A 17,823-nucleotide genomic window follows, 5' to 3' on the forward strand; every position below is an offset into this window, starting at 1 on the left:
TTTCTCCATTCGCAAGTTATGGGTGGATGCATTCTCCCTATATCAACGATAGCCGGAAAATCTGCTGTTTGTGAGACAAGATTGCGGCGCGGTCCGCGAGGCATGTCGGGGCCCGCCGCGCAGTCGCCGTGCGGCTGGGACGAACTGCCTCGGCACGAAAAAAGCCCGCCGTGAAGGCGGGCCAAAGTCGCTGTGCTTGTACCTTTCGCAAATCCCGTTGCCGGGAGGACGCCTGCCTTACTCGACGTGCTCGCCGTGCAGGATCACGTCCAGACCTTCGCGCTCTTCTTCTTCCGTCACGCGCAGGCCTATCGTCACGTCGATGATCTTCAGCAGAATGAAGCTGATCACGCCGCTGTAGACGAGCGTCGTCAGAACGCCCTTCAGCTGGAGAATGACGCTGCCGTCGAAACCGCCGATGTCCTTGACAGCGAACACGCCCGTCAGGATCGCACCGACGATACCGCCGATGCAGTGCACGCCGAATGCGTCGAGCGAATCGTCGTAGCCCATCTTGTGCTTGAGCCACGTGGCCGACCAGAAGCAGATCACGCCCGCGATCAGGCCGATGGCGAGCGCGCCGCCCACGCCGACGAAGCCCGACGCCGGCGTGATCGCCACCAGACCCGCCACCGCGCCCGACACGATGCCGAGCACCGACGGCTTACCCTTTGCGATCCATTCCGCGAACATCCAGCCGAGCGCCGCCATGGCCGTTGCAACCTGCGTCGTCAGCATCGCGAAACCGGCACGGCCGTCAGCCGCCACTGCCGAACCCGCGTTGAAGCCGAACCAGCCCACCCACAGCATCGAGCCGCCGATCATCGTCAGCACGAGGTTGTGCGGCGCCATCGAGTCCTTGCCGTAGCCCGTGCGCTTGCCGAGCACGAGACAGCAGACCAGGCCCGCGATACCCGCGTTGATGTGCACCACCGTGCCGCCCGCAAAGTCGAGGATGCCCGCGCTAGCCAGCCAGCCCGTCGGTTCCCAGACCATGTGGGCGATCGGCGAGTAGACGATGATCGACCACAGCGTCATGAAGATCAGCATCGCGGAGAACTTCATGCGGTCCGCGAATGCGCCCGTGATCAGCGCCGGCGTGATGATCGCGAACGTCATCTGGTAGACGAAATAGACGGATTCCGGAATGGTCGGGGCGAGGTGGCTGACGGTGAGCGTCGTCGCCTTGTCGCCCTTGATGTAGGCCATGCCGTGCAGCATCACGCGCGAGAAGCCGCCGAGGAACGAGCCGCCCGGCGTGAACGCGAGGCTGTAGCCGAGCACGGTCCAGATCACCGTCACGAGACAGGTGATCGCGAAGCTCTGCATGACGGTCGCGAGCACGTTCTTCTTGCGGACCATGCCGGCGTAGAAGAGGGCGAGACCGGGGATGGTCATGAACAGCACGAGTGCCGTCGAGGTCAGCATCCAGGCGGTGTCGCCGGAGTTGAGCTTCGACGAATCGACCGAGAACGGTGCCGTCGGCGCGGCGGGCGCCGCTTCCGAAGCCGCCGCCGCTGCCGATGCGTCAGCGGGAGCGCTGGCGGCGGGCGCCGCCGAAGCGTCCGCGGCGGGCGCGCTCGCAGCGGGTGCAGCAGCATCCGACGAAGCCGGCGCGCTCGCCGTCGTGTCCGGGGCGGAAGCCGCGGCAGGCGCCGACGCGTCGTCCGCGAGGGCAGCGCCGATGCCGACCGACAGCAGCGAGCCGGCCATCAGCAGGGACATCAATAATTTACGCATCTTCAGTTTCCTCTTGTCGCTGTTTTTTACAGTGCGTCCGCGCCGGTCTCGCCGGTACGAATACGAATTACCTGTTCGATCGGCGTGACGAAGATCTTTCCGTCACCGATCTTGCCTGTCCGCGCCGCCCGCTCGATGGCTTCGATCGCCTGGTCGACGATGTCGTCCGACACGGCCGCTTCGATCTTCACCTTCGGCAGAAAATCGACGACGTATTCCGCTCCCCGATACAACTCCGTGTGGCCCTTCTGACGTCCGAACCCTTTGACTTCCGTCACCGTAATGCCCGAGACGCCGATGGCCGACAGGGCTTCGCGCGCCTCATCGAGCTTGAACGGCTTGATGATTGCGGTAATGAGTTTCATGGAATCCTCGCTGTAGTGACTCAACCCGTTGCGTGACTTGCATTTGCCTTGCGCCCTGCTTTCGGTCTCAGCCCCTGCAACCGAAGCAAAGGCGCATCTCCAGACGGCGTCCCGCCGGTGCGCGCGGCAGTAACAGCAACGTCCATGCCATCTTTGTGGCACACTCCCGCCGGGCCTTATGGCACAAGGGTTTGCGCGTTTACTTGTCCGGATGGCCAGTTCCGTTCGCGAGCGGTAGCGCGCCCTCGGGATCGTTGCTAGAGTGTTTGCAGGCTTGGGCCACGGGCGTGCGCACCAAAGCCGCCCACGCCGGAGCGTGGCGGCTGCGTGTCTGCACCAGAAACGATCATTCAGTGTTACGAGGCACGCACGTAACGACACATGCACATTTTTTGTGCAACAAGGGGAATGAAATGAAACAACCAAACGACGTCTTCAACGACTTTCAGGCGCGCGTGAGCGAGCTGTTCAAGAACTCGCCGGCCAAAGATGTCGAACGCAACGTGCGCGCGATGCTGTCGCAGGGCTTCTCGAAGCTCGATCTCGTGACGCGCGAAGAATTCGATACGCAGACGCAGGTGCTCGTGCGCACCCGCGCGCGTCTCGAGGAGCTCGAGCGGCGCGTCGCCGAGCTCGAACAGAAGCTGCCCGTGACGCAATCTTCCTGAGCACGCGCATCTGATCTGCACATCACAGGCAAGCGGCCCGTGACGTCGTCAGCGCTTTAAGGTGAACGCGCCCCGGTGGCGCGTCTGGACGGGAGACAACATGTCGCTTGCCGTGGTGCGCAGTCGCGCGCCGGCCGCTGGCCGCGCGCCTGAAGTTATCGTCGAGGTTCATCTCGCCAACGGACTTCCTTCTTTTTCCATCGTCGGCCTGCCCGATCTCGAAGTGCGCGAAAGCCGCGAACGCGTACGGGCGGCGCTGCTCAATTGCGGACTGGATTTTCCCGTCCGGCGCATCACCGTCAATCTCGCGCCCGCCGACCTTCCCAAGGAATCGGGACGTTTCGATCTGCCGATTGCGCTCGGCATCCTCGCGGCGAGCGGGCAGATTCCCGCCGAATCGCTTGCGCATCGGGAGTTTGCGGGCGAGCTGTCGCTGACGGGCGCACTGCGGCCGATGCGCGGCGCGTTCGCGATGGCATGCGGCACGGCACGCGGTCATCTGTCGTCCGCCGATGCTTCTTCCGACGTGCAATCTGAGCGGCATGAAGATCGCACACCCGAGCTGTATCTGCCGCTTGCCAGCGCAAAAGAAGCGGCGCTCGTGCCCGGCGTGGCCGTGTATGGCGCGGCGGATTTGCCGTCGCTTTGCGCGCACCTCGCTGGTGAGGCCGATGCGCGCCTGTCGCCCGTCGCGGCACCCACGCTACCCAGCGACGCAGCCGCAACGCCAGCCGACATGGCCGACGTCATCGGCCAACGTGGCGCCCGGCGCGCGCTCGAAGTGGCGGCAGCGGGCGGTCATCACATGCTGATGATCGGTCCGCCCGGCGCGGGCAAGTCGATGCTCGCCGCGCGCCTGCCGAGCCTCTTGCCGCCGATGACCGACGACGAAGCGCTCACGTCCGCCGCCCTGCTGTCCGCCAGCGCCGCTGGGTTCACGCCCGCGCAGTGGCGTCAGCGGCCGTTTCGCGCGCCACACCATTCGTCGAGCGCGGCGGCGCTGGTCGGTGGACGCAATCCGCCGCAACCGGGCGAAATCACGCTCGCGCATCTGGGGGTGCTCTTCCTCGATGAGTGCGAATTCGACCGGCATGTGCTCGAAACTCTGCGCGAGCCGCTGGAAAACGGCCGCATCACCATCTCCCGCGCGGCGCTCCAAGCCGACTTTCCCGCAGCGTGTCAGCTAATCGCGGCGATGAATCCCTGTCCGTGTGGCTGGCGCGGCGACCCGGGCGGCCGCTGCCGATGCACGCACGAGGTCGCCGCGCGCTATTTGCGCAAGCTGTCGGGGCCGCTGCTGGATCGCATCGATATCCAGATCGAGATTCCAGCGCTCTCGCCCGCCGAACTGTCCGCGCGCTCGACGACGCAAGGCGAGGTGAGCGCATCGATTGCGCAACGGGTGGAGGCAGCGCGCGAACGCCAGCTTCGGCGGCAAGGCAAGATGAACCGCGAGCTGAACGGTCGCGAAGTGGACGAAGTCTGCCGGCCCGACGGCGACGGCGAACGGCTCTTGCGTGAAGCGGGCGAGCGCTTCGGCTGGTCAGCGCGCGCTTACTACCGCGTGCTCAAGGTCGCGAGAACAATCGCGGATCTCGCGGGCAACGACATCCCGAACGCCGCGCAGATCTCCGAAGCGGTGCAATACCGCCGGGCGTTCAGCACTCAGTAAAAGCTGCGGAAGACAAAAAACGCATGTCAGGACTTGACTTATGCACATTTTCCGCCCCTTGATAAATTTTGATACATCTGAAAGACCGTTGTGAGGCACATCGAAGATGTCATTGATTTTATTGGACTTTTCAAAATGCCAAGATTCAGGTCAAACTGACGACCTGCCCGTCCGATGGGCATTTGCGGCCTACCGCACAGAGTTACCAACAAAGTTATCCACAGATCCTGTGAGTAACCAAAAAAGTCCCATGTAAACGCGAGATTAGCGGTCTTTTCTACGAAGAAACTTTCACTTGCTTGGGCGTTCGCAGCCGTCTATCAGGCCCCAGATCAGTAAAGTTTGAATGATTCGAAGAATTGCTCGACCTGTTCCGGCGGCGGTTCCTTGCTCGCGATCACGGCTGCCTGATACACGTGTCGCCCCTTGGCGACGAGTCGCGCGTGCATTGTCCGCGCTTCCTGTTTGGGGCCCGCCTTGCCGCTGAATGTCATCTCGAGCCCTTGCGCCTGGCCGCCCGCTGCGAGCGGAATCGCCGTCGCGTGAGCGTTGGGCGCGGTGCCGAGATTGCGCGCGAGCCCCGCGCGCAGATAGTCGAGTGCCATGCGTTGCACCTGCGGATCGTCGCTGGGCAGCATCACCGTGCCGACGGCGAACACGGCGTCGCCGGCCTCGGCGATTTGCATCGCCATTTTCATCGGCGTGCCGTCGATGTCGATTTGCCGCTCGTCCGACGTCGGTTTCGCGGGCAAATCGACCGTGTAGCCGTTGTCGTTGTTCATGATCGTGCGCCAGTCGTAGGTCGGAGAGCACGCGGCAAGCAGCCAGCCGGCCGACAGCATGATGACGACCGCCGCCAGCAGCGAACCCAATGCGGACGCGGAAGTGGACGGATGAACGGAACGAACGGAGCGGCGGACGGATGCGAGAAGAACGGAGCTGAGCATGACGCGGCAAACGGCAATTACTGACGGAAAGCATCATTATCCGCTGTCGACCAGAGTTAGCGCTTCAGCGCTTACTCTGGTCCCATGCAAGGCGGTCGACCAGAGTTAGCGCTTCAGCGCTTACTCTGGTCCCATGCAAGGCGGTCGACCAGAGTTAGCGCTTTAGCGCCTTACTCACGTCCCACGCAAGGCGGTCAACCGGAGTTGGCGCTTTAGCGCCTTACTCTCGTCCCATGCAAGGCGGTCGACCAGAGTTAGCGCTTTAGCGCCTTACTCACGTCCCACGCAAGGCGGTCAACCGGAGTTGGCGCTTTAGCGCCTTACTCTCGTCCCATGCAAAGCGGTCGACCAAAGTTACTGCTTCCGCGCCTTCCCGCCCCCAGAGAACCCCGTTATCCGCCGCTTGACTGCGCCGCCAGCCATGTCACGGGATTGCCGCTACAATATGAGACAAAATCCCGGCCGCTCGTACCCGCAGTCGTTCTCGCAACGTACGGGGCGCCGCAAGGTGTTGTTCCGGCGTGCCTTCCGCGCGTTTCCCGAGGTCCCTTCATGAGCCAAACCATCCAAAGCAACGTCTCCCGGCGCTCGAGCCCGATTCGCTATATCGCGGCGGCTGTCGTTGCAGGCGCGATCGCCGTCGCGGGCTACTTCGCGTTCGGCAGCCAGCAGCACGTGCCCGATGCGACGTTCACGCTGCTGTCCGGCCAGAAAGTGTCGACCGCCGATCTGAAAGGCAAGGTCTATCTCGTCAACTTCTGGGCGACGAGCTGCGACACCTGCATGAAGGAAATGCCGCAGATGGTGCAGACGTACAACCGCTTCAAGGACAAGGGCCTCGAATTCGTGGCCGTCGCGATGAGCTACGACGCGCCGATGTACGTGGCGAACTACACGGAAACGCGCCGCCTGCCGTTCAAGGTCGCGATGGACGACGGCTCGGCCGCGAAGCAGTTCGGCAACGTGCAGCTGACACCGACCACGTTCGTGATCGACCGCAATGGCAAGGTGCTGAAGCGCTATGTCGGCGAGCCGCAGTTCGCGGAACTCGATCAGCTGCTGCAAAAGGCGCTGGGCACGACCTGATCGCCCGAATCTATCTCCCTCGACGGCGGGCCTCGCGTTGAATCGTCGCAACGCATCCGCCGTCAGCAGCACCTCCCGCTTCACCGCTCCCCTTCGCCACGCACAGTCAGGCCATAACGCTTGATCTTCTCGTAGAGCGTCGCCTTGCCGACCTGCAGCCTGTCCGCCGCCACCGCGACCACGCCGGCCGTCTGCTCCAGCGCCTCGGCGATGACGGCGCGCTCGAACTGCTCGACGCGCTCCTTCAACGGCTGCGTAACCGACGTAAGGGCGTCGTCGGCCGTCGTCGCCGTATCGTCGCCGACGCCCAGCACGAAGCGATCCGCCGCGTTGCGCAACTCGCGCACGTTTCCGGGCCATTCGCGCTGCATCAGGTTCGTACGCTGCCGGTCGGTGAGAATCGGCGCGGGCCGTTGATAACGCACGGCCGCGTCGAGCAGAAAATGCTCGAAGAGCGGCACGATGTCCTCGCGCCGCTCCGACAGCGGCGGCAGTGCGATCGTCACGACGTTGAGCCGATACAGCAGATCGCGCCGGAACGTGCCCGCCGCCACGTGCCCGGTCATGTCGCCCTTCGCCGCCGCGACGATGCGGCAATCGACACGTATCGGCTGGTTCGACCCGAGCCGTTCCAGCACGCCGTCCTGCAGCACGCGCAGCAGCTTGACCTGCAACGCGAGCGGCATGCTTTCGATTTCGTCGAGAAAGAGCGTGCCGCCCGATGCGTGCTCGAGCTTGCCGATACGCCGCTTCGCCGCGCCCGTGAACGCGCCCGGCTCGTAGCCGAACATCTCGGATTCGAACATCGGCTCGGGCAGCGCGCCGCAGTTCACCGCAAGAAACGGCTTGTCGCGGCGCGGCGACAGCTCGTGCAGGCTGCGCGCGATCAGCTCCTTACCCGCGCCCGTATCGCCGTTGATCAGCACGGAGGCGTCCGTCGGCGCGACGTTCGCGATCAGCTTGCGCACCTGTTCGATGGCGGGACTGCGTCCGATGATGCGCGGCGCAAGCGTGCCCTGCTCCGCCAGTTCGCGGCGCAGCGCGAGATTTTCGAGCACCAGCGTGCGGCGCTCCAGCGCGCGGCGCACGGTTTCGATCAGCCGTTCCGACGCGAACGGCTTTTCGATGAAGTCATACGCGCCGTCGCGCATCGCCTGGACGGCCATCGAAATATCGCCGTGCCCTGTGACGAGAATCACGGGCACATCGGGCGCGCGCTCGCGGCATTGCGCGAGCAGGTCGAGACCGCTCGCACCGGGCAAGCGGATATCGCTAACGATCACGCCCGAAAACTCCGCGTTGATCAGCCGCGCCGCCGATTCCACCGACGCATGCCCCACCACTTCGAACCCCGCGAGCTGCAGGCTTTGCACGCTCGCACGCCGCACGAGTTCGTCGTCTTCGATATAGAGGACCTGCACGCCCTTGTTCACCATGCTCCCTTCCAATCTAACCATGCGTTGAATCTGCGCCGAATCACGAGCCCGTCGTAACGGAGTCCGCGATATCCGTTGCCTGCGCGCCCGCGCGGCGCAGCGTCAGCACGAACGCGGCGCCGCCCTGCGCGTTGTTGCGCGCGACGAGCGAGCCGCCGCAATCGCGCGCAATCGACGAGCAGATCGCAAGCCCCAGTCCCAGCCCCTGGCCCATTTCCTTCGTCGTGAAGAACGGCTCGAAGAGCTGTGGCAGCACGTCGTCGGGAATGCCGGGACCATTGTCGCTCACGGTGATCGTGAGCAACGCCTGGGCCGTCTCCACGTCGATCACGATGCGCGGCGCAGGCGTGCCCGCCACGGCGTCGAGCGCATTGCCGAGCAGATTGATCAGCACCTGTTCGAGCCGCAAGTCGTCGCAATGCGCGACCAGTTTCGGATCGTCACTCTCGACATCGAGCCGCACGGGCGCCTGGCCCTCGTCGATCAACGATATATCGACCGTCACGCCTTGCAAGCGTTTCTGCAACAGCGTCAGCACGTTGCGCAACGCCCGCGCGACGCCCGCGCGCGCATTGCGTGGCCGCGCACGGCCGACGAAGAGCTTCAGCTGATTCGTGATCTTGCCCATGCGCTCGGTGAGCGCGGCGATCGCTTCGAGGTTGTCTTTCGCCGATGCATGGTCGCCGCGTTCGAGAAACACGCGCGTGTTGTCGGAGAAGCCGCGCAACGCGGCGAGCGGCTGATTCAGCTCATGCGTGATGCCCGCCGCCATCTGACCGAGCGCCGCGAGCTTGCTCGCCTGGATCAGCTCGTCGTGCGCGGCGCGCAATTCCTGTTCTGCGCGCGTGCGTTCGCTCACTTCCTTCTTCAATTGCTCGTTTGCCTGCGACAGATCGGCGGTGCGCTCGGCCACGCGCTGGTTCAGCTCCGCGTAGGCCTTCTGCAACAGCGCGCGGCTGCGCATCACTTCGCGCACACGCGCGCGGCGCATGCGCCAGTAGAACAGCAACAGGCACAGCGACACATAACCGAAGCCCGTCACGATCGTCGCGTAACGCGCGTCCGCATTGACGGGATCGATAGGCGCCATCGTGATGAGCCGCCAGTCCGGCTCGCCGAGCGCGCGCGTCGACGCGAGAAAACGCGGCGCGTAGCGTCCGCCGCCGATGCGCACGATCTGCGCGCCGCCTTCGAGCGTGCGCACGACCGTCATCGGCAGCGGCGCGATCGGCTGGCGCGCGTACTGGCGCGTGTCGTAGATCGACGCGATCACGTCGCTCGACAGCGGCTTTACGGTGTGATATTTCCACGCGGGCACCGACGACAGAAAGATCACGCCGTGATCGTCGGTGACGATCAACGGTTCGGACGCGTCCGCGCCCTGGAACCATTCGAGATTCAGCTTGATGACGGCCACGCCGACAATCTTGTTATCGCGTCGCACCGGCTGCGAAATGTAGTAGCCGGGATCGAGCGACGTCGTGCCGATGCCGAAGAAGCGCCCAACCTTGCCCTTCTCGGCCTCGACGAAATACGGCCTGAACAGATACTCCTGGCCGATAAAGCTGTCGCGCTCGTTCCAGTTGCTCGCCGCCACGCAGCGGCCCGCCGCCGTGATGATGTACGCGACGTTCGCGCGGGCGCGGCGATTGAGGTCTTCGAGATATTGATTGGCGCGCGCGACGTTGTCGGCGTCGGGCGTCACGAGCACGTCCTGCACGAGGGGATGCTCGCCGAGCAGATAAGGAAGTGATTCGTAGCGCTCGAGCGTGCTTCTGAGCGCGTTCATCGTGCGATCGGCGCGCACGGCGGCGTTGCGCCGCAGCGTATCGATGCCGTGCTGCCACGTGATGCTCCACGTGAGCCCGCAGGCTGCCACGAGCCCGGCGACGAGCGCGAACAGGATCAGCAGGCGGCGCGTCACGATGGCAGAAGTCGTTCGATGGGGATCGCCTATTGTGGCATATCGCGCCGCATCGTCGCGCACGTCTGGCTGGTCGAGCCCATCGAGTCCATCGCACGCGTCGAATCCGTCGGGTGCCTCGGCGCCCGCAAGACCGTCGGATGCATCAGGCGGCGATCCATCGGACGCCGCCGCATTCGTTGCGAGCGGCGCCGCGCCATGTTGCCGCGGCGCCGCCTTCATGGCTCAGACCTCAGCCGTTTCGTTGACCGACACATCGCGGCGCAATGCGGCGCGCAGCTTCGAGCGGTCCAGTTCCTTTTCCCATGCCGACACCACAACCGTCGCCACGCCGTTGCCAACGATGTTCGTCAGCGCGCGGCATTCGCTCATGAAGCGGTCGATGCCGAGAATCAGCACCATGCCCGACAGCGGAATCGTCGGCACGACGGCGAGCGTCGCAGCGAGCGTGATGAAGCCTGCGCCTGTCACGCCGCTTGCGCCCTTCGACGTCAGCATCGTCACCGCGAGCAGCGTCAGCTGCTGGCCCCACGTGAGGTCGGTGTTGGTCGCCTGCGCGATGAAGAGCACGGCCATCGTCATGTAGATGTTGGTGCCGTCGAGGTTGAACGAGTAGCCCGTCGGCACGACAAGACCCACCACCGAGCGCGAGCAGCCGAGCTTTTCGAGCTTCAGCATCAGCTGCGGCAGCGCCGCTTCCGACGAGCTCGTGCCCAGCACGATCAGCATTTCTTCCTTGATGTACGCGACGAAGCGCAGGATGTTGAAGCCGACCGCGCGCGCGATGACGCCGAGCACGACGACCACGAACACGATCGACGTCAGATAGAACGTGCCGATCAGCTTCAGCATCGGCAGCAGCGAGCCGATGCCGTACTTGCCGATGGTGAACGCCATCGCGCCGAACGCACCAATCGGCGCGAGCTTCGTGATGATGCCGACCATGCCGAACAGGATGCTCGACAGGCTTTCGATGAAGCTCGTCACCGGTTTGCCGCGCTCGCCGATATGCGCGAGCACTGCGCCGAACAGCAGCGCGACCAGCAGGATCTGCAGGATTTCACCTTGCGAGAACGCCGACGCGAGCGTGTCCGGAATGATGTGCATCAGGAAGTCGACCGTCGTCTGGCCATGCGCCTTCGCGGCATACGACGCGACTTCCTTGCCGTTGAGCGTGGCGGGATCGACGTTGAAGCCGACACCCGGCCGCAACAGGTGCGTCGCGGCCAGGCCGAGAAGCAGCGCGAACGTCGAAACGATTTCGAAGTACAGCAGCGCCTTGCCGCCCACGCGCCCGACCTTCTTCATGTCTTCCATGCCGGCGATACCCGTCACGACGGTACAGAAGATGATCGGTCCGATCACCATTTTGATGAGCTTGATGAAGCCGTCGCCGAGCGGCTTCATGTCGGTGGCGAGCGACGGATAGAAGTGCCCCAGCGCAATGCCGATGATGATCGCGACGATCACCTGCACGTAGAGGACTTTATAAAAAGGTTTCTTCACGATGATGTTCCTGCAATGGAGTAAAGCCGGGGTGGACCGAAGGCCGGCCACGTCGCGCATGAGGTACGGTCAGACGTGCGTCATGCGCGGTGAGCAAGCCCGCGACAAGACGACGAAATCAGAGGGACCAGAACAGGAACTCGGGCATCGTTGTCTCCTATCGACCAGAGTTGGCGCTTCAGCGCGTTACTCTGCTTTGTAGTGGATGGGCCATTGCGGCCGCAGGTCTCTTTCGCAAGGTCGATGCCAGCGCGCATAACGAGCATAGCGCGTTGATTTACAAGGCCATTTCACTTAGTGACGAAACGATGCTTCCGGGTTTCCGGAAATCCGGAATCAGGACGTCCGGAATCCCGAACGCCTTAGTTCCGCAAACCCAGGGCTAACCCTGAGCCCCTTCTTCGAGCACGAGCAGGTTCTCATGCGAGAAACCGAGCGCAACGGGTTGGCCGCGTTCGGGCAAATGGCGGTTCGGATCGTTGAAGATGTCGAGCGAGATCACTTCGTCTTTAACGCGCGTCCGGATGCGCACGATCGCGCCGAGAAAGCTCACCTCTTCGACGGTCGCCGTCAGCGTATTGCGGCCCACGGCAGGCGCTTCGAGCACGATCGCCTCGGGACGCAGCGCGAGCATGCGCTTCTTGCCGGCATCGCCGACGGGCAGCGTTTGCGTCGTGCGCAGCTCCTGGCCGTCGACGGCCATGCGCCCCGTCGACGGATCGATCACATGCCCCGACAGGATGTTCAGCGTGCCGACGAACGACGCGACAAAACGCGTGCGCGGATAGTTGTAGATCTCGAGCGGCGTGCCGACCTGCTCGACGCGCCCTTCGTTCATCACGACGATGCGGTCGGAAATCGACAGCGCCTCTTCTTGATCATGCGTGACGAAGATCGACGTGATGCCGAGTTCGCGTTGCAGCGCGCGAATGTCCTGCCGCAGCGAAATGCGGATCTTCGCGTCGAGCGCCGATAGCGGCTCGTCGAGCAACAGCACTTGCGGCTTGCCCGCGAGCGCGCGCGCCAGCGCAACGCGCTGCTGCTGCCCGCCCGACAGTTGCCACGGATAACGCTCGCCGAGATGCGGCAGCTTGATCAGTTGCAGCATCTCGTCGACGCGCTGTGTGATTTCGCTCTGCGGACGATGCGCGACCTTGAGCCCAAAGCCGATGTTCTCGGCAACCGTCATGTTCGGAAAGAGCGCATACGCCTGAAACACCATGCCGACCTTGCGCTGACGCGTGCGCAGATGCGTGACGTCGCGGCCGTCGAGGCGGATCGTGCCGCGCGTCGGCGTCTCGAAGCCGGCGATCATGCGCAGCACCGTCGTCTTGCCGCAGCCCGACGGCCCAAGAAACGTGATGAATTCGCCGCGCTCAATCTGCATGTCGAAGTGATGCAGCGCCGTGTTCGCGCCGAATGTCTTGTGCAGGCTGTCGATTTCAAGAAACGCCATGACGATGCCTCGATTTAGGGCTTTTGCGAAGCGAGCGTGCGCGCGGAGCCGAACACCTGGATCAGTCCCATCGACGCCCACGTGACCGCAAACGCGATGATCGCGAGCGCGGACGGCTCGTAGGCGCGGTTTGCGCCGATCAGTTGCAGATACGGACCGAACGCCGGGCGGTCGAGCAGGCTCGCGATCGTGAACTCGCCGATCACCACAGCAAAGGTGAGAAACGCGCCGGACAGAATGCCCGAGCGGATGTTCGGAAAGATCACCTTGAAGAGAATGGTCGGCCAGTTCGCGCCGAGGCATTCGGCTGCTTCCGTCAGCGACCGGATGTCGACGGCGCGCAGGCCGGCATCGACGGCGCGATACATGTACGGCAGCGACAGCGTCACGTAGCCGAACACGAGCAGCAGATCGGTCGCGCGTTCGTTCGACGTCAGCGGCAGAATCGAGCTGCTGTTGTAGATGCGCAGATAGCCGAACACGATCACGATCGCGGGCACGACGAGCGGCAGCAGCGTGATGAACTCGACGATGCCGCGCAGCTTCGGCAGACGCAACTGCACCCAGTACGCAGTCGGCACGACGAGCAGCACGCCGACGACGATCGTCAGCAACGCCATCAGAATCGAATAGCCGAACGACGCCTGAAAATGCGAATCGGAGAGCACGACCTGGTAGGCATCGAAACTATACGTGCCGCGCCGCATGCGCAGACTGAATTCGAAAGTCGCGAGCAGCGGAATCAGAAAGTACAGGGACCCGACGATCATTGCGGTCCATGCGCCCACGCGCGATTGCGCGTTCGTTTGCGCGTGCGATTGCATGTGCGACTGGCTGCCAGATTGCTTGCTCATCTGCGTCCCCTTTCGACACGCGAGCGCAGCCAGATATAGCCGCCGTTCGACAGCCCCGTCACGAGAATCATGCCGAGCGCGAGCGCATAGCCGAGGTTCTGGTTGTGCAGCACGTCGCCGCGAATCTGCGCGTAGAGCAGAATCGTCACGATGTTCAGCGAACTGCCCGTCAACGCATACGCCGTCGCGACCGCGCCGAACGAGTTTGCGAACAGCAGCAGCGTCGCGCCCAGCACGCTCGGCCACAGCACGGGCAGGGCCACATAGCGCCAGTACTGATACGCGGTGCCGCCGAGGCAATCGCACGCTTCGCGCCACTCGCGCTTGAGGCCGTCGAGCGCAGGCGTGATGATCAGCACCATCAATGGAATCTGGAAATACAGGTAGGTGATCGTCAGGCCCCAGAAGCTCAAAATGCTGAAGCCCGTCGAATAGAGATTGATGCCCGTGTACTTCTTCAGCAGCACCGTGACGAGCCCGACGCGTCCCAACGTGCAGATGAACGCGAACGCGAGCGGCACGCCCGCGAAATTCGATGCGACGCCCGAGAACGTCAGCAGCGTCGGACGAATCCAGCCCGGCAGCTTGCCATGCACGGCCGCCCATGCGAGCAGCGAGCCGAGCACCGCGCCGCCGAACGCCGATGCCGCGCTCACCTTGAAGCTGATCCAGTACGCGTCGAGCGTGCCTTCCTGGAACAGGTCGCGCAGGTTGGCGAGCGTGAAGTGGCCTTGCGCGTCCTGAAACGCGCCGACCATCAGAAAGCCCGTCGGCAGAATCAGGAACAGCAATGCAAAGACGAAGAACGGCATCACGCCGATCCACGTCCATAGCGGCGACGACCGGCCCGGGCCGTCGACCTTCGGCGCGGGCGCCGGCACGGACGGAACCATCAGGTCCGCCTGGCCGCCCGGCCCGGCTTCCGATGAAGCGCTCATCAACTCACCCTCGCTCACCCTCGAACAGACACGCGTGCCCTGCGTCGCGTGGCGTCATCGACGTCGCGGCAGGCGATGCGGGCAACGCAGCGCGGCCCGCATCGCAACGTCATGCCGTGCTTACTTGACGTTCGCGCCGACGACCTGGTCCCACTGCTTCGTCACGACGTCCTTCGTCGCGTCCTGTTGCTGCAGAGTCGGAAACACGGCGCTCTTGTACGCGGACGCGGGAGGCAGCTTGTCGAGCAGCGCCTGCGGCACCTTCTTCTGCGAGACCAGCTCGTTGTAGCGGATGGGATGGCAGTAGCCCGTCAGCCAGCCGATCTGGCCTTCGTCCGAGTACAGGTATTCCATCCACAGCTTCGCCGCGTTCGGATGCGGCGCGTATGCGCTGATCGCCTGCACGTAGACGCCCGCGACGACACCCGTCTTCGGCACGACCACCTGCACCTTCGGGTTGCCCTTCAGCGTGTCGCGGTCGGCGAGCGCGTTGTAGTCCCAGCGCACGATGATGGGCGTCGTGCCTTGCGCGAGCGAAGCCGCCTTGCCGATCACGGGCACGAAGTTGCCGCTCTTGTTGAGATCGGCGAAGTACTTGAGGCCGGCCTGCCCCGCCTTGCTCGCGTCGCCCTTCGCGACGGAGAGGCCCGCTGCGTACACGCCCTGGATCGCCTGGTTCGCCGAGCGCGGATCGCCCGCGAGCGACACGGCGTTCTTGTAGTCGGCCTTTTGCAGATCGCTCCAGTCGGCCGGGACCTTGTCGATCATGTCCGCGTTCACTTCGAATGCGAGCACGCCGTAGTAGTCGCCGTACCAGTAGCCTTCAGCGTCTTTCGAATCGTCCGGAATCGACTTCCACGTCGACACCTTGTACGGTTGCAGCAGACCTTGCGCCTTCGCAGCGGGACCGAACGAAAGACCGACGTCGATCACGTCGGGCGCCTGCGGACCCTTGTTGCCCTTGTTCGCCTTGATCGCTTCGATCTCGTCGCCGGAGCCCGCATCCGGATTCAGTTCGTTGATCTTGATCCCGTACTTCTTCTGGAATGCCGCGATCATCGGGCCGTAGCCGCACCAGTCGTGCGGCAGCGCGATCACGGTGAGTTGCCCCTCCTGCTTCGCGGCCGCAACGAGCGCATCGGGAGGCGCCGCTGCCGCATTGCTCGCGGCGGCCACGCCGGCCAGCGACGACATCGAAAGCAAACAACGTAACGTGGTCGGTTTCATCGTCTTCTCATCCTCTGCCGAAAATTGCTACGTTAGGAAAACGGGTTATCGACGTCTGTGTCTCTGCACATTCAGTTGGCGACGTCCTCGCCGATCATATCGAGGCGATCGGTACAAATCATGTCGACGCCCCACTTCGCGAGTTCGCGTGCGCGCGCCGGATCGTTCACTGTGTACGCGAGCACGCGCAGCCCGGCGTCGCGCATCGCGCGGACGTTCTGCTGGGTCAGATGCCTGTGGTTCGCATGCAGCGATACGCACGCGAGTTCGCGCACGATGCGCAGCCAGTCGCCGGGCAGTGCATCGAACAGCATGCCGCGCGGCAGCGATGGCGCCGCATCGCGTGCGGCTTTGAGCGCGTCGAACGAGAATGAAGAAAGCAGCGGCTTTCGCGCGCGCCACAAGTCCTTTGCGGCGAGCGCGACGAGACGCCCCGTGATCTCGTCACGGCCCGGACAGGGTTTGATTTCGATGTTGGCAGCGATCGCTTCGCGTTCGCAGCGCGCCGCCACTTGCGCGAGCGTGGGCAGACGTTCGTCCTTGAAACGCGCATCGAACCACGCGCCCGCATCCAGCGATGCGAGCTGTTGCCACGTGTGTTGCGCGGCGGGGCCGCGGCCATTGGTCGTGCGGTTGAGATTGTCGTCGTGCAGCAGAAAGACCTGATTGTCGGAGGACAGCTTCGCGTCGAACTCGATCATCCTGTAGCCGAAACGGATGCATGCGTCGAAGCCTGCAAGCGTGTTCTCCGGCGCCAGCTTGCCGCCGATTCGATGTGCGACGAGCCGTGGATAAGGCCAGTCTGCGGATAGTGCCTGATCGATCCCGTTGCTCATCGTGCGTGCCTTCACAATGATCTGATGGAACTGCGGCCTTCGTGGTGCGCCCGTCGATTGCGACGGTGTATCTTATTCTGAGGATCGCGAATGTTTGGTTTGTTTCAAGTCAGGCGCAAATACCTCAGAATGCGAAGGCTAAATATAAATACCCAAACTTGCAAGCTCCCAAAAAACTACAACCCAAAAGTACACACGTATCACGTCGTTATGCGCTTTGACATCGGTCCGACACAATGAATTGATAGTCATCCCGTGCATAGAGAGGCGACGGTCGCACAACGTCAAAGAACAGGCGAGGAATATCACGCATGTGGCAGGAAGATCGTCATCAGAGAATACGCGCGCTGCTGTCCACGCTCAATCGCGTATCGACGGAGCGCATCATGGCGGACCTCGGCGTATCGCGAGAAACGGTGCGGCGCGACCTGCTCGATCTCGAAGCGCTCGGTGAACTGCGGCGCGTGCATGGTGGCGCGATCAAGCCCGCCGACGAAGCACCCATCGCCCAACGTGCGCAGACACACGTGAAATCGAAGAAGGCCATTGCAAAGGCCGCGACGATTGTCGTTGCAAGCGGACAGACGCTCTTCATCGATGCGGGCACGACGACGGCAGCGCTCGCCGATGAACTTGCAAAGCTCGCGAACCTCACCATCATCACCAATTCGATCGACGTGGCGATGAAGATGCGCGGCGCGCCCGAGCAGCGCGAATCGTGGGCGAACGAGGTCATTCTGCTGGGCGGTTCGATCAGCGACCGCGCGTTATCGACGACAGGCGATACGACCATTCTCGATATCCAGCGTTATCGCGCGGACATTGCGCTGCTGTCACCCGTCGGCGTCGACCCGAAGCATGGCGCAACCAACTATGATCGCGCGGAAACGGAAGTCGCGCGCGCGATGGTCGGCAACGCGGACAGCGTCGTGATACTCGCCGACTACAGCAAGATCGGGCAGCGGAGCCGCATCGCGTATTGCGCGCCGGAAAAAATCGATCTGCTGATCACCAACCGGAAAGCTGCTGACGTCGCGGCATTCGCGCAATTGAAGCGCAAAGTGGGCAAGGTGGTTCTCGCGTGACCTTGCAGTTGGTCCGGTCTGGTCTCGTGTTGCTTATCTTTGCGTTGTTGTATTTTTGTGCGTTTTGTCCATAGCGCATCAGC

At 63.4% G+C, this 17,823-nt stretch carries 15 protein-coding genes; 4 read left to right on the plus strand and 11 right to left on the minus strand.

The window, feature by feature from the left end; genetic code table 11:
- Positions 1–237 precede the first annotated feature (237 nt).
- Both GCT13_RS21715 and GCT13_RS21720 read right to left on the minus strand, forming a co-directional pair.
- Positions 238–1,740 (minus strand): ammonium transporter, encoded by a 1,503-nt coding sequence (locus GCT13_RS21715; RefSeq protein WP_152761475.1) that lies wholly within the window; start codon positions 1,738–1,740, stop codon positions 238–240.
- Positions 1,741–1,766: 26 nt separating this feature from the next.
- Complete coding sequence (locus tag GCT13_RS21720) at positions 1,767–2,105, minus strand: P-II family nitrogen regulator (RefSeq protein WP_020566534.1); 339 nt, start codon at positions 2,103–2,105, stop codon at positions 1,767–1,769.
- Between the two features lie 413 nt (positions 2,106–2,518).
- Here GCT13_RS21720 and GCT13_RS21725 point away from each other — a divergent pair, with 413 nt between their 5' ends.
- The gene (locus GCT13_RS21725; protein ID WP_087734194.1) at positions 2,519–2,773 is read left to right on the plus strand and encodes an accessory factor UbiK family protein; all 255 of its coding nucleotides are present in this window, start codon (positions 2,519–2,521) and stop codon (positions 2,771–2,773) included.
- 100 nt (positions 2,774–2,873) lie between these two features.
- Positions 2,874–4,445, plus strand: coding sequence for a YifB family Mg chelatase-like AAA ATPase (locus tag GCT13_RS21730; RefSeq protein ID WP_152761477.1), 1,572 nt, complete (start codon positions 2,874–2,876; stop codon positions 4,443–4,445).
- Positions 4,446–4,777: 332 nt separating this feature from the next.
- Here GCT13_RS21730 and GCT13_RS21735 read toward each other — a convergent pair whose 3' ends face one another.
- Positions 4,778–5,392, minus strand: a complete 615-nt coding sequence (locus tag GCT13_RS21735) for a hypothetical protein (RefSeq protein WP_407670834.1) — start codon at positions 5,390–5,392, stop codon at positions 4,778–4,780.
- Between the two features lie 552 nt (positions 5,393–5,944).
- On the opposite strand from GCT13_RS21735, the gene GCT13_RS21740 reads away from it, so the two are divergent.
- Positions 5,945–6,478, plus strand: a complete 534-nt coding sequence (locus GCT13_RS21740) for a TlpA disulfide reductase family protein (protein ID WP_152761479.1) — start codon at positions 5,945–5,947, stop codon at positions 6,476–6,478.
- A gap of 80 nt (positions 6,479–6,558) precedes the next feature.
- Here the strand turns inward: GCT13_RS21740 and GCT13_RS21745 are convergent, their stop codons facing one another.
- The 8 genes from GCT13_RS21745 to ugpQ all read right to left on the minus strand — a co-directional run bounded on the left by GCT13_RS21745 (position 6,559) and on the right by ugpQ (position 16,655).
- Positions 6,559–7,914, minus strand: coding sequence for a sigma-54-dependent transcriptional regulator (locus tag GCT13_RS21745; protein WP_152761481.1), 1,356 nt, complete (start codon positions 7,912–7,914; stop codon positions 6,559–6,561).
- A 40-nt stretch (positions 7,915–7,954) separates the two neighbouring features.
- Positions 7,955–10,060, minus strand: coding sequence for a sensor histidine kinase (locus GCT13_RS21750; RefSeq protein ID WP_152761483.1), 2,106 nt, complete (start codon positions 10,058–10,060; stop codon positions 7,955–7,957).
- Between the two features lie 3 nt (positions 10,061–10,063).
- On the minus strand, positions 10,064–11,344 hold the full coding sequence (locus GCT13_RS21755; RefSeq protein ID WP_321574525.1) for a dicarboxylate/amino acid:cation symporter: 1,281 nt from the start codon (positions 11,342–11,344) through the stop codon (positions 10,064–10,066).
- Between the two features lie 382 nt (positions 11,345–11,726).
- The gene (locus GCT13_RS21760; RefSeq protein ID WP_152761487.1) at positions 11,727–12,800 is read right to left on the minus strand and encodes an ABC transporter ATP-binding protein; all 1,074 of its coding nucleotides are present in this window, start codon (positions 12,798–12,800) and stop codon (positions 11,727–11,729) included.
- A gap of 14 nt (positions 12,801–12,814) precedes the next feature.
- Positions 12,815–13,624 (minus strand): ABC transporter permease, encoded by an 810-nt coding sequence (locus tag GCT13_RS21765; RefSeq protein WP_152761674.1) that lies wholly within the window; start codon positions 13,622–13,624, stop codon positions 12,815–12,817.
- Between the two features lie 26 nt (positions 13,625–13,650).
- Complete coding sequence (locus GCT13_RS21770; protein WP_152761489.1) at positions 13,651–14,592, minus strand: ABC transporter permease; 942 nt, start codon at positions 14,590–14,592, stop codon at positions 13,651–13,653.
- Positions 14,593–14,712: 120 nt separating this feature from the next.
- Positions 14,713–15,819 (minus strand): ABC transporter substrate-binding protein, encoded by a 1,107-nt coding sequence (locus tag GCT13_RS21775; RefSeq protein ID WP_152761491.1) that lies wholly within the window; start codon positions 15,817–15,819, stop codon positions 14,713–14,715.
- Between the two features lie 71 nt (positions 15,820–15,890).
- Complete coding sequence (gene ugpQ / locus GCT13_RS21780) at positions 15,891–16,655, minus strand: glycerophosphodiester phosphodiesterase (protein WP_152761493.1); 765 nt, start codon at positions 16,653–16,655, stop codon at positions 15,891–15,893.
- A gap of 311 nt (positions 16,656–16,966) precedes the next feature.
- On the opposite strand from ugpQ, the gene GCT13_RS21785 reads away from it, so the two are divergent.
- A complete protein-coding gene (locus tag GCT13_RS21785; protein WP_152761495.1) occupies positions 16,967–17,740 on the plus strand; it encodes a DeoR/GlpR family DNA-binding transcription regulator in 774 nt (257 codons plus the stop codon).
- The last annotated feature ends 83 nt before the right edge of the window (positions 17,741–17,823 follow it).

It is taken from the genome of Paraburkholderia franconis (assembly GCF_009362735.1).
In the GTDB taxonomy this organism is placed as follows: domain Bacteria; phylum Pseudomonadota; class Gammaproteobacteria; order Burkholderiales; family Burkholderiaceae; genus Paraburkholderia; species Paraburkholderia franconis.

Bases quoted from the DNA above. Each gene is read 5' to 3' on its own strand.
- ugpQ (WP_152761493.1), bottom strand. From the start codon at position 16,655: ATGAGCAACGGGATCGATCAGGCACTATCCGCAGACTGGCCTTATCCA.
- GCT13_RS21740 (WP_152761479.1), top strand. From the start codon at position 5,945: ATGAGCCAAACCATCCAAAGCAACGTCTCCCGGCGCTCGAGCCCGATT.
- GCT13_RS21760 (WP_152761487.1), bottom strand. From the start codon at position 12,800: ATGGCGTTTCTTGAAATCGACAGCCTGCACAAGACATTCGGCGCGAAC.
- GCT13_RS21745 (WP_152761481.1), bottom strand. From the start codon at position 7,914: ATGGTGAACAAGGGCGTGCAGGTCCTCTATATCGAAGACGACGAACTC.
- GCT13_RS21765 (WP_152761674.1), bottom strand. From the start codon at position 13,624: ATGCAATCGCACGCGCAAACGAACGCGCAATCGCGCGTGGGCGCATGG.
- GCT13_RS21785 (WP_152761495.1), top strand. From the start codon at position 16,967: ATGTGGCAGGAAGATCGTCATCAGAGAATACGCGCGCTGCTGTCCACG.
- GCT13_RS21735 (WP_407670834.1), bottom strand. From the start codon at position 5,392: ATGCTCAGCTCCGTTCTTCTCGCATCCGTCCGCCGCTCCGTTCGTTCC.
- GCT13_RS21775 (WP_152761491.1), bottom strand. From the start codon at position 15,819: ATGAAACCGACCACGTTACGTTGTTTGCTTTCGATGTCGTCGCTGGCC.
- GCT13_RS21750 (WP_152761483.1), bottom strand. From the start codon at position 10,060: ATGAAGGCGGCGCCGCGGCAACATGGCGCGGCGCCGCTCGCAACGAAT.
- GCT13_RS21715 (WP_152761475.1), bottom strand. From the start codon at position 1,740: ATGCGTAAATTATTGATGTCCCTGCTGATGGCCGGCTCGCTGCTGTCG.
- GCT13_RS21770 (WP_152761489.1), bottom strand. From the start codon at position 14,592: ATGAGCGCTTCATCGGAAGCCGGGCCGGGCGGCCAGGCGGACCTGATG.
- GCT13_RS21725 (WP_087734194.1), top strand. From the start codon at position 2,519: ATGAAACAACCAAACGACGTCTTCAACGACTTTCAGGCGCGCGTGAGC.
- GCT13_RS21720 (WP_020566534.1), bottom strand. From the start codon at position 2,105: ATGAAACTCATTACCGCAATCATCAAGCCGTTCAAGCTCGATGAGGCG.
- GCT13_RS21730 (WP_152761477.1), top strand. From the start codon at position 2,874: ATGTCGCTTGCCGTGGTGCGCAGTCGCGCGCCGGCCGCTGGCCGCGCG.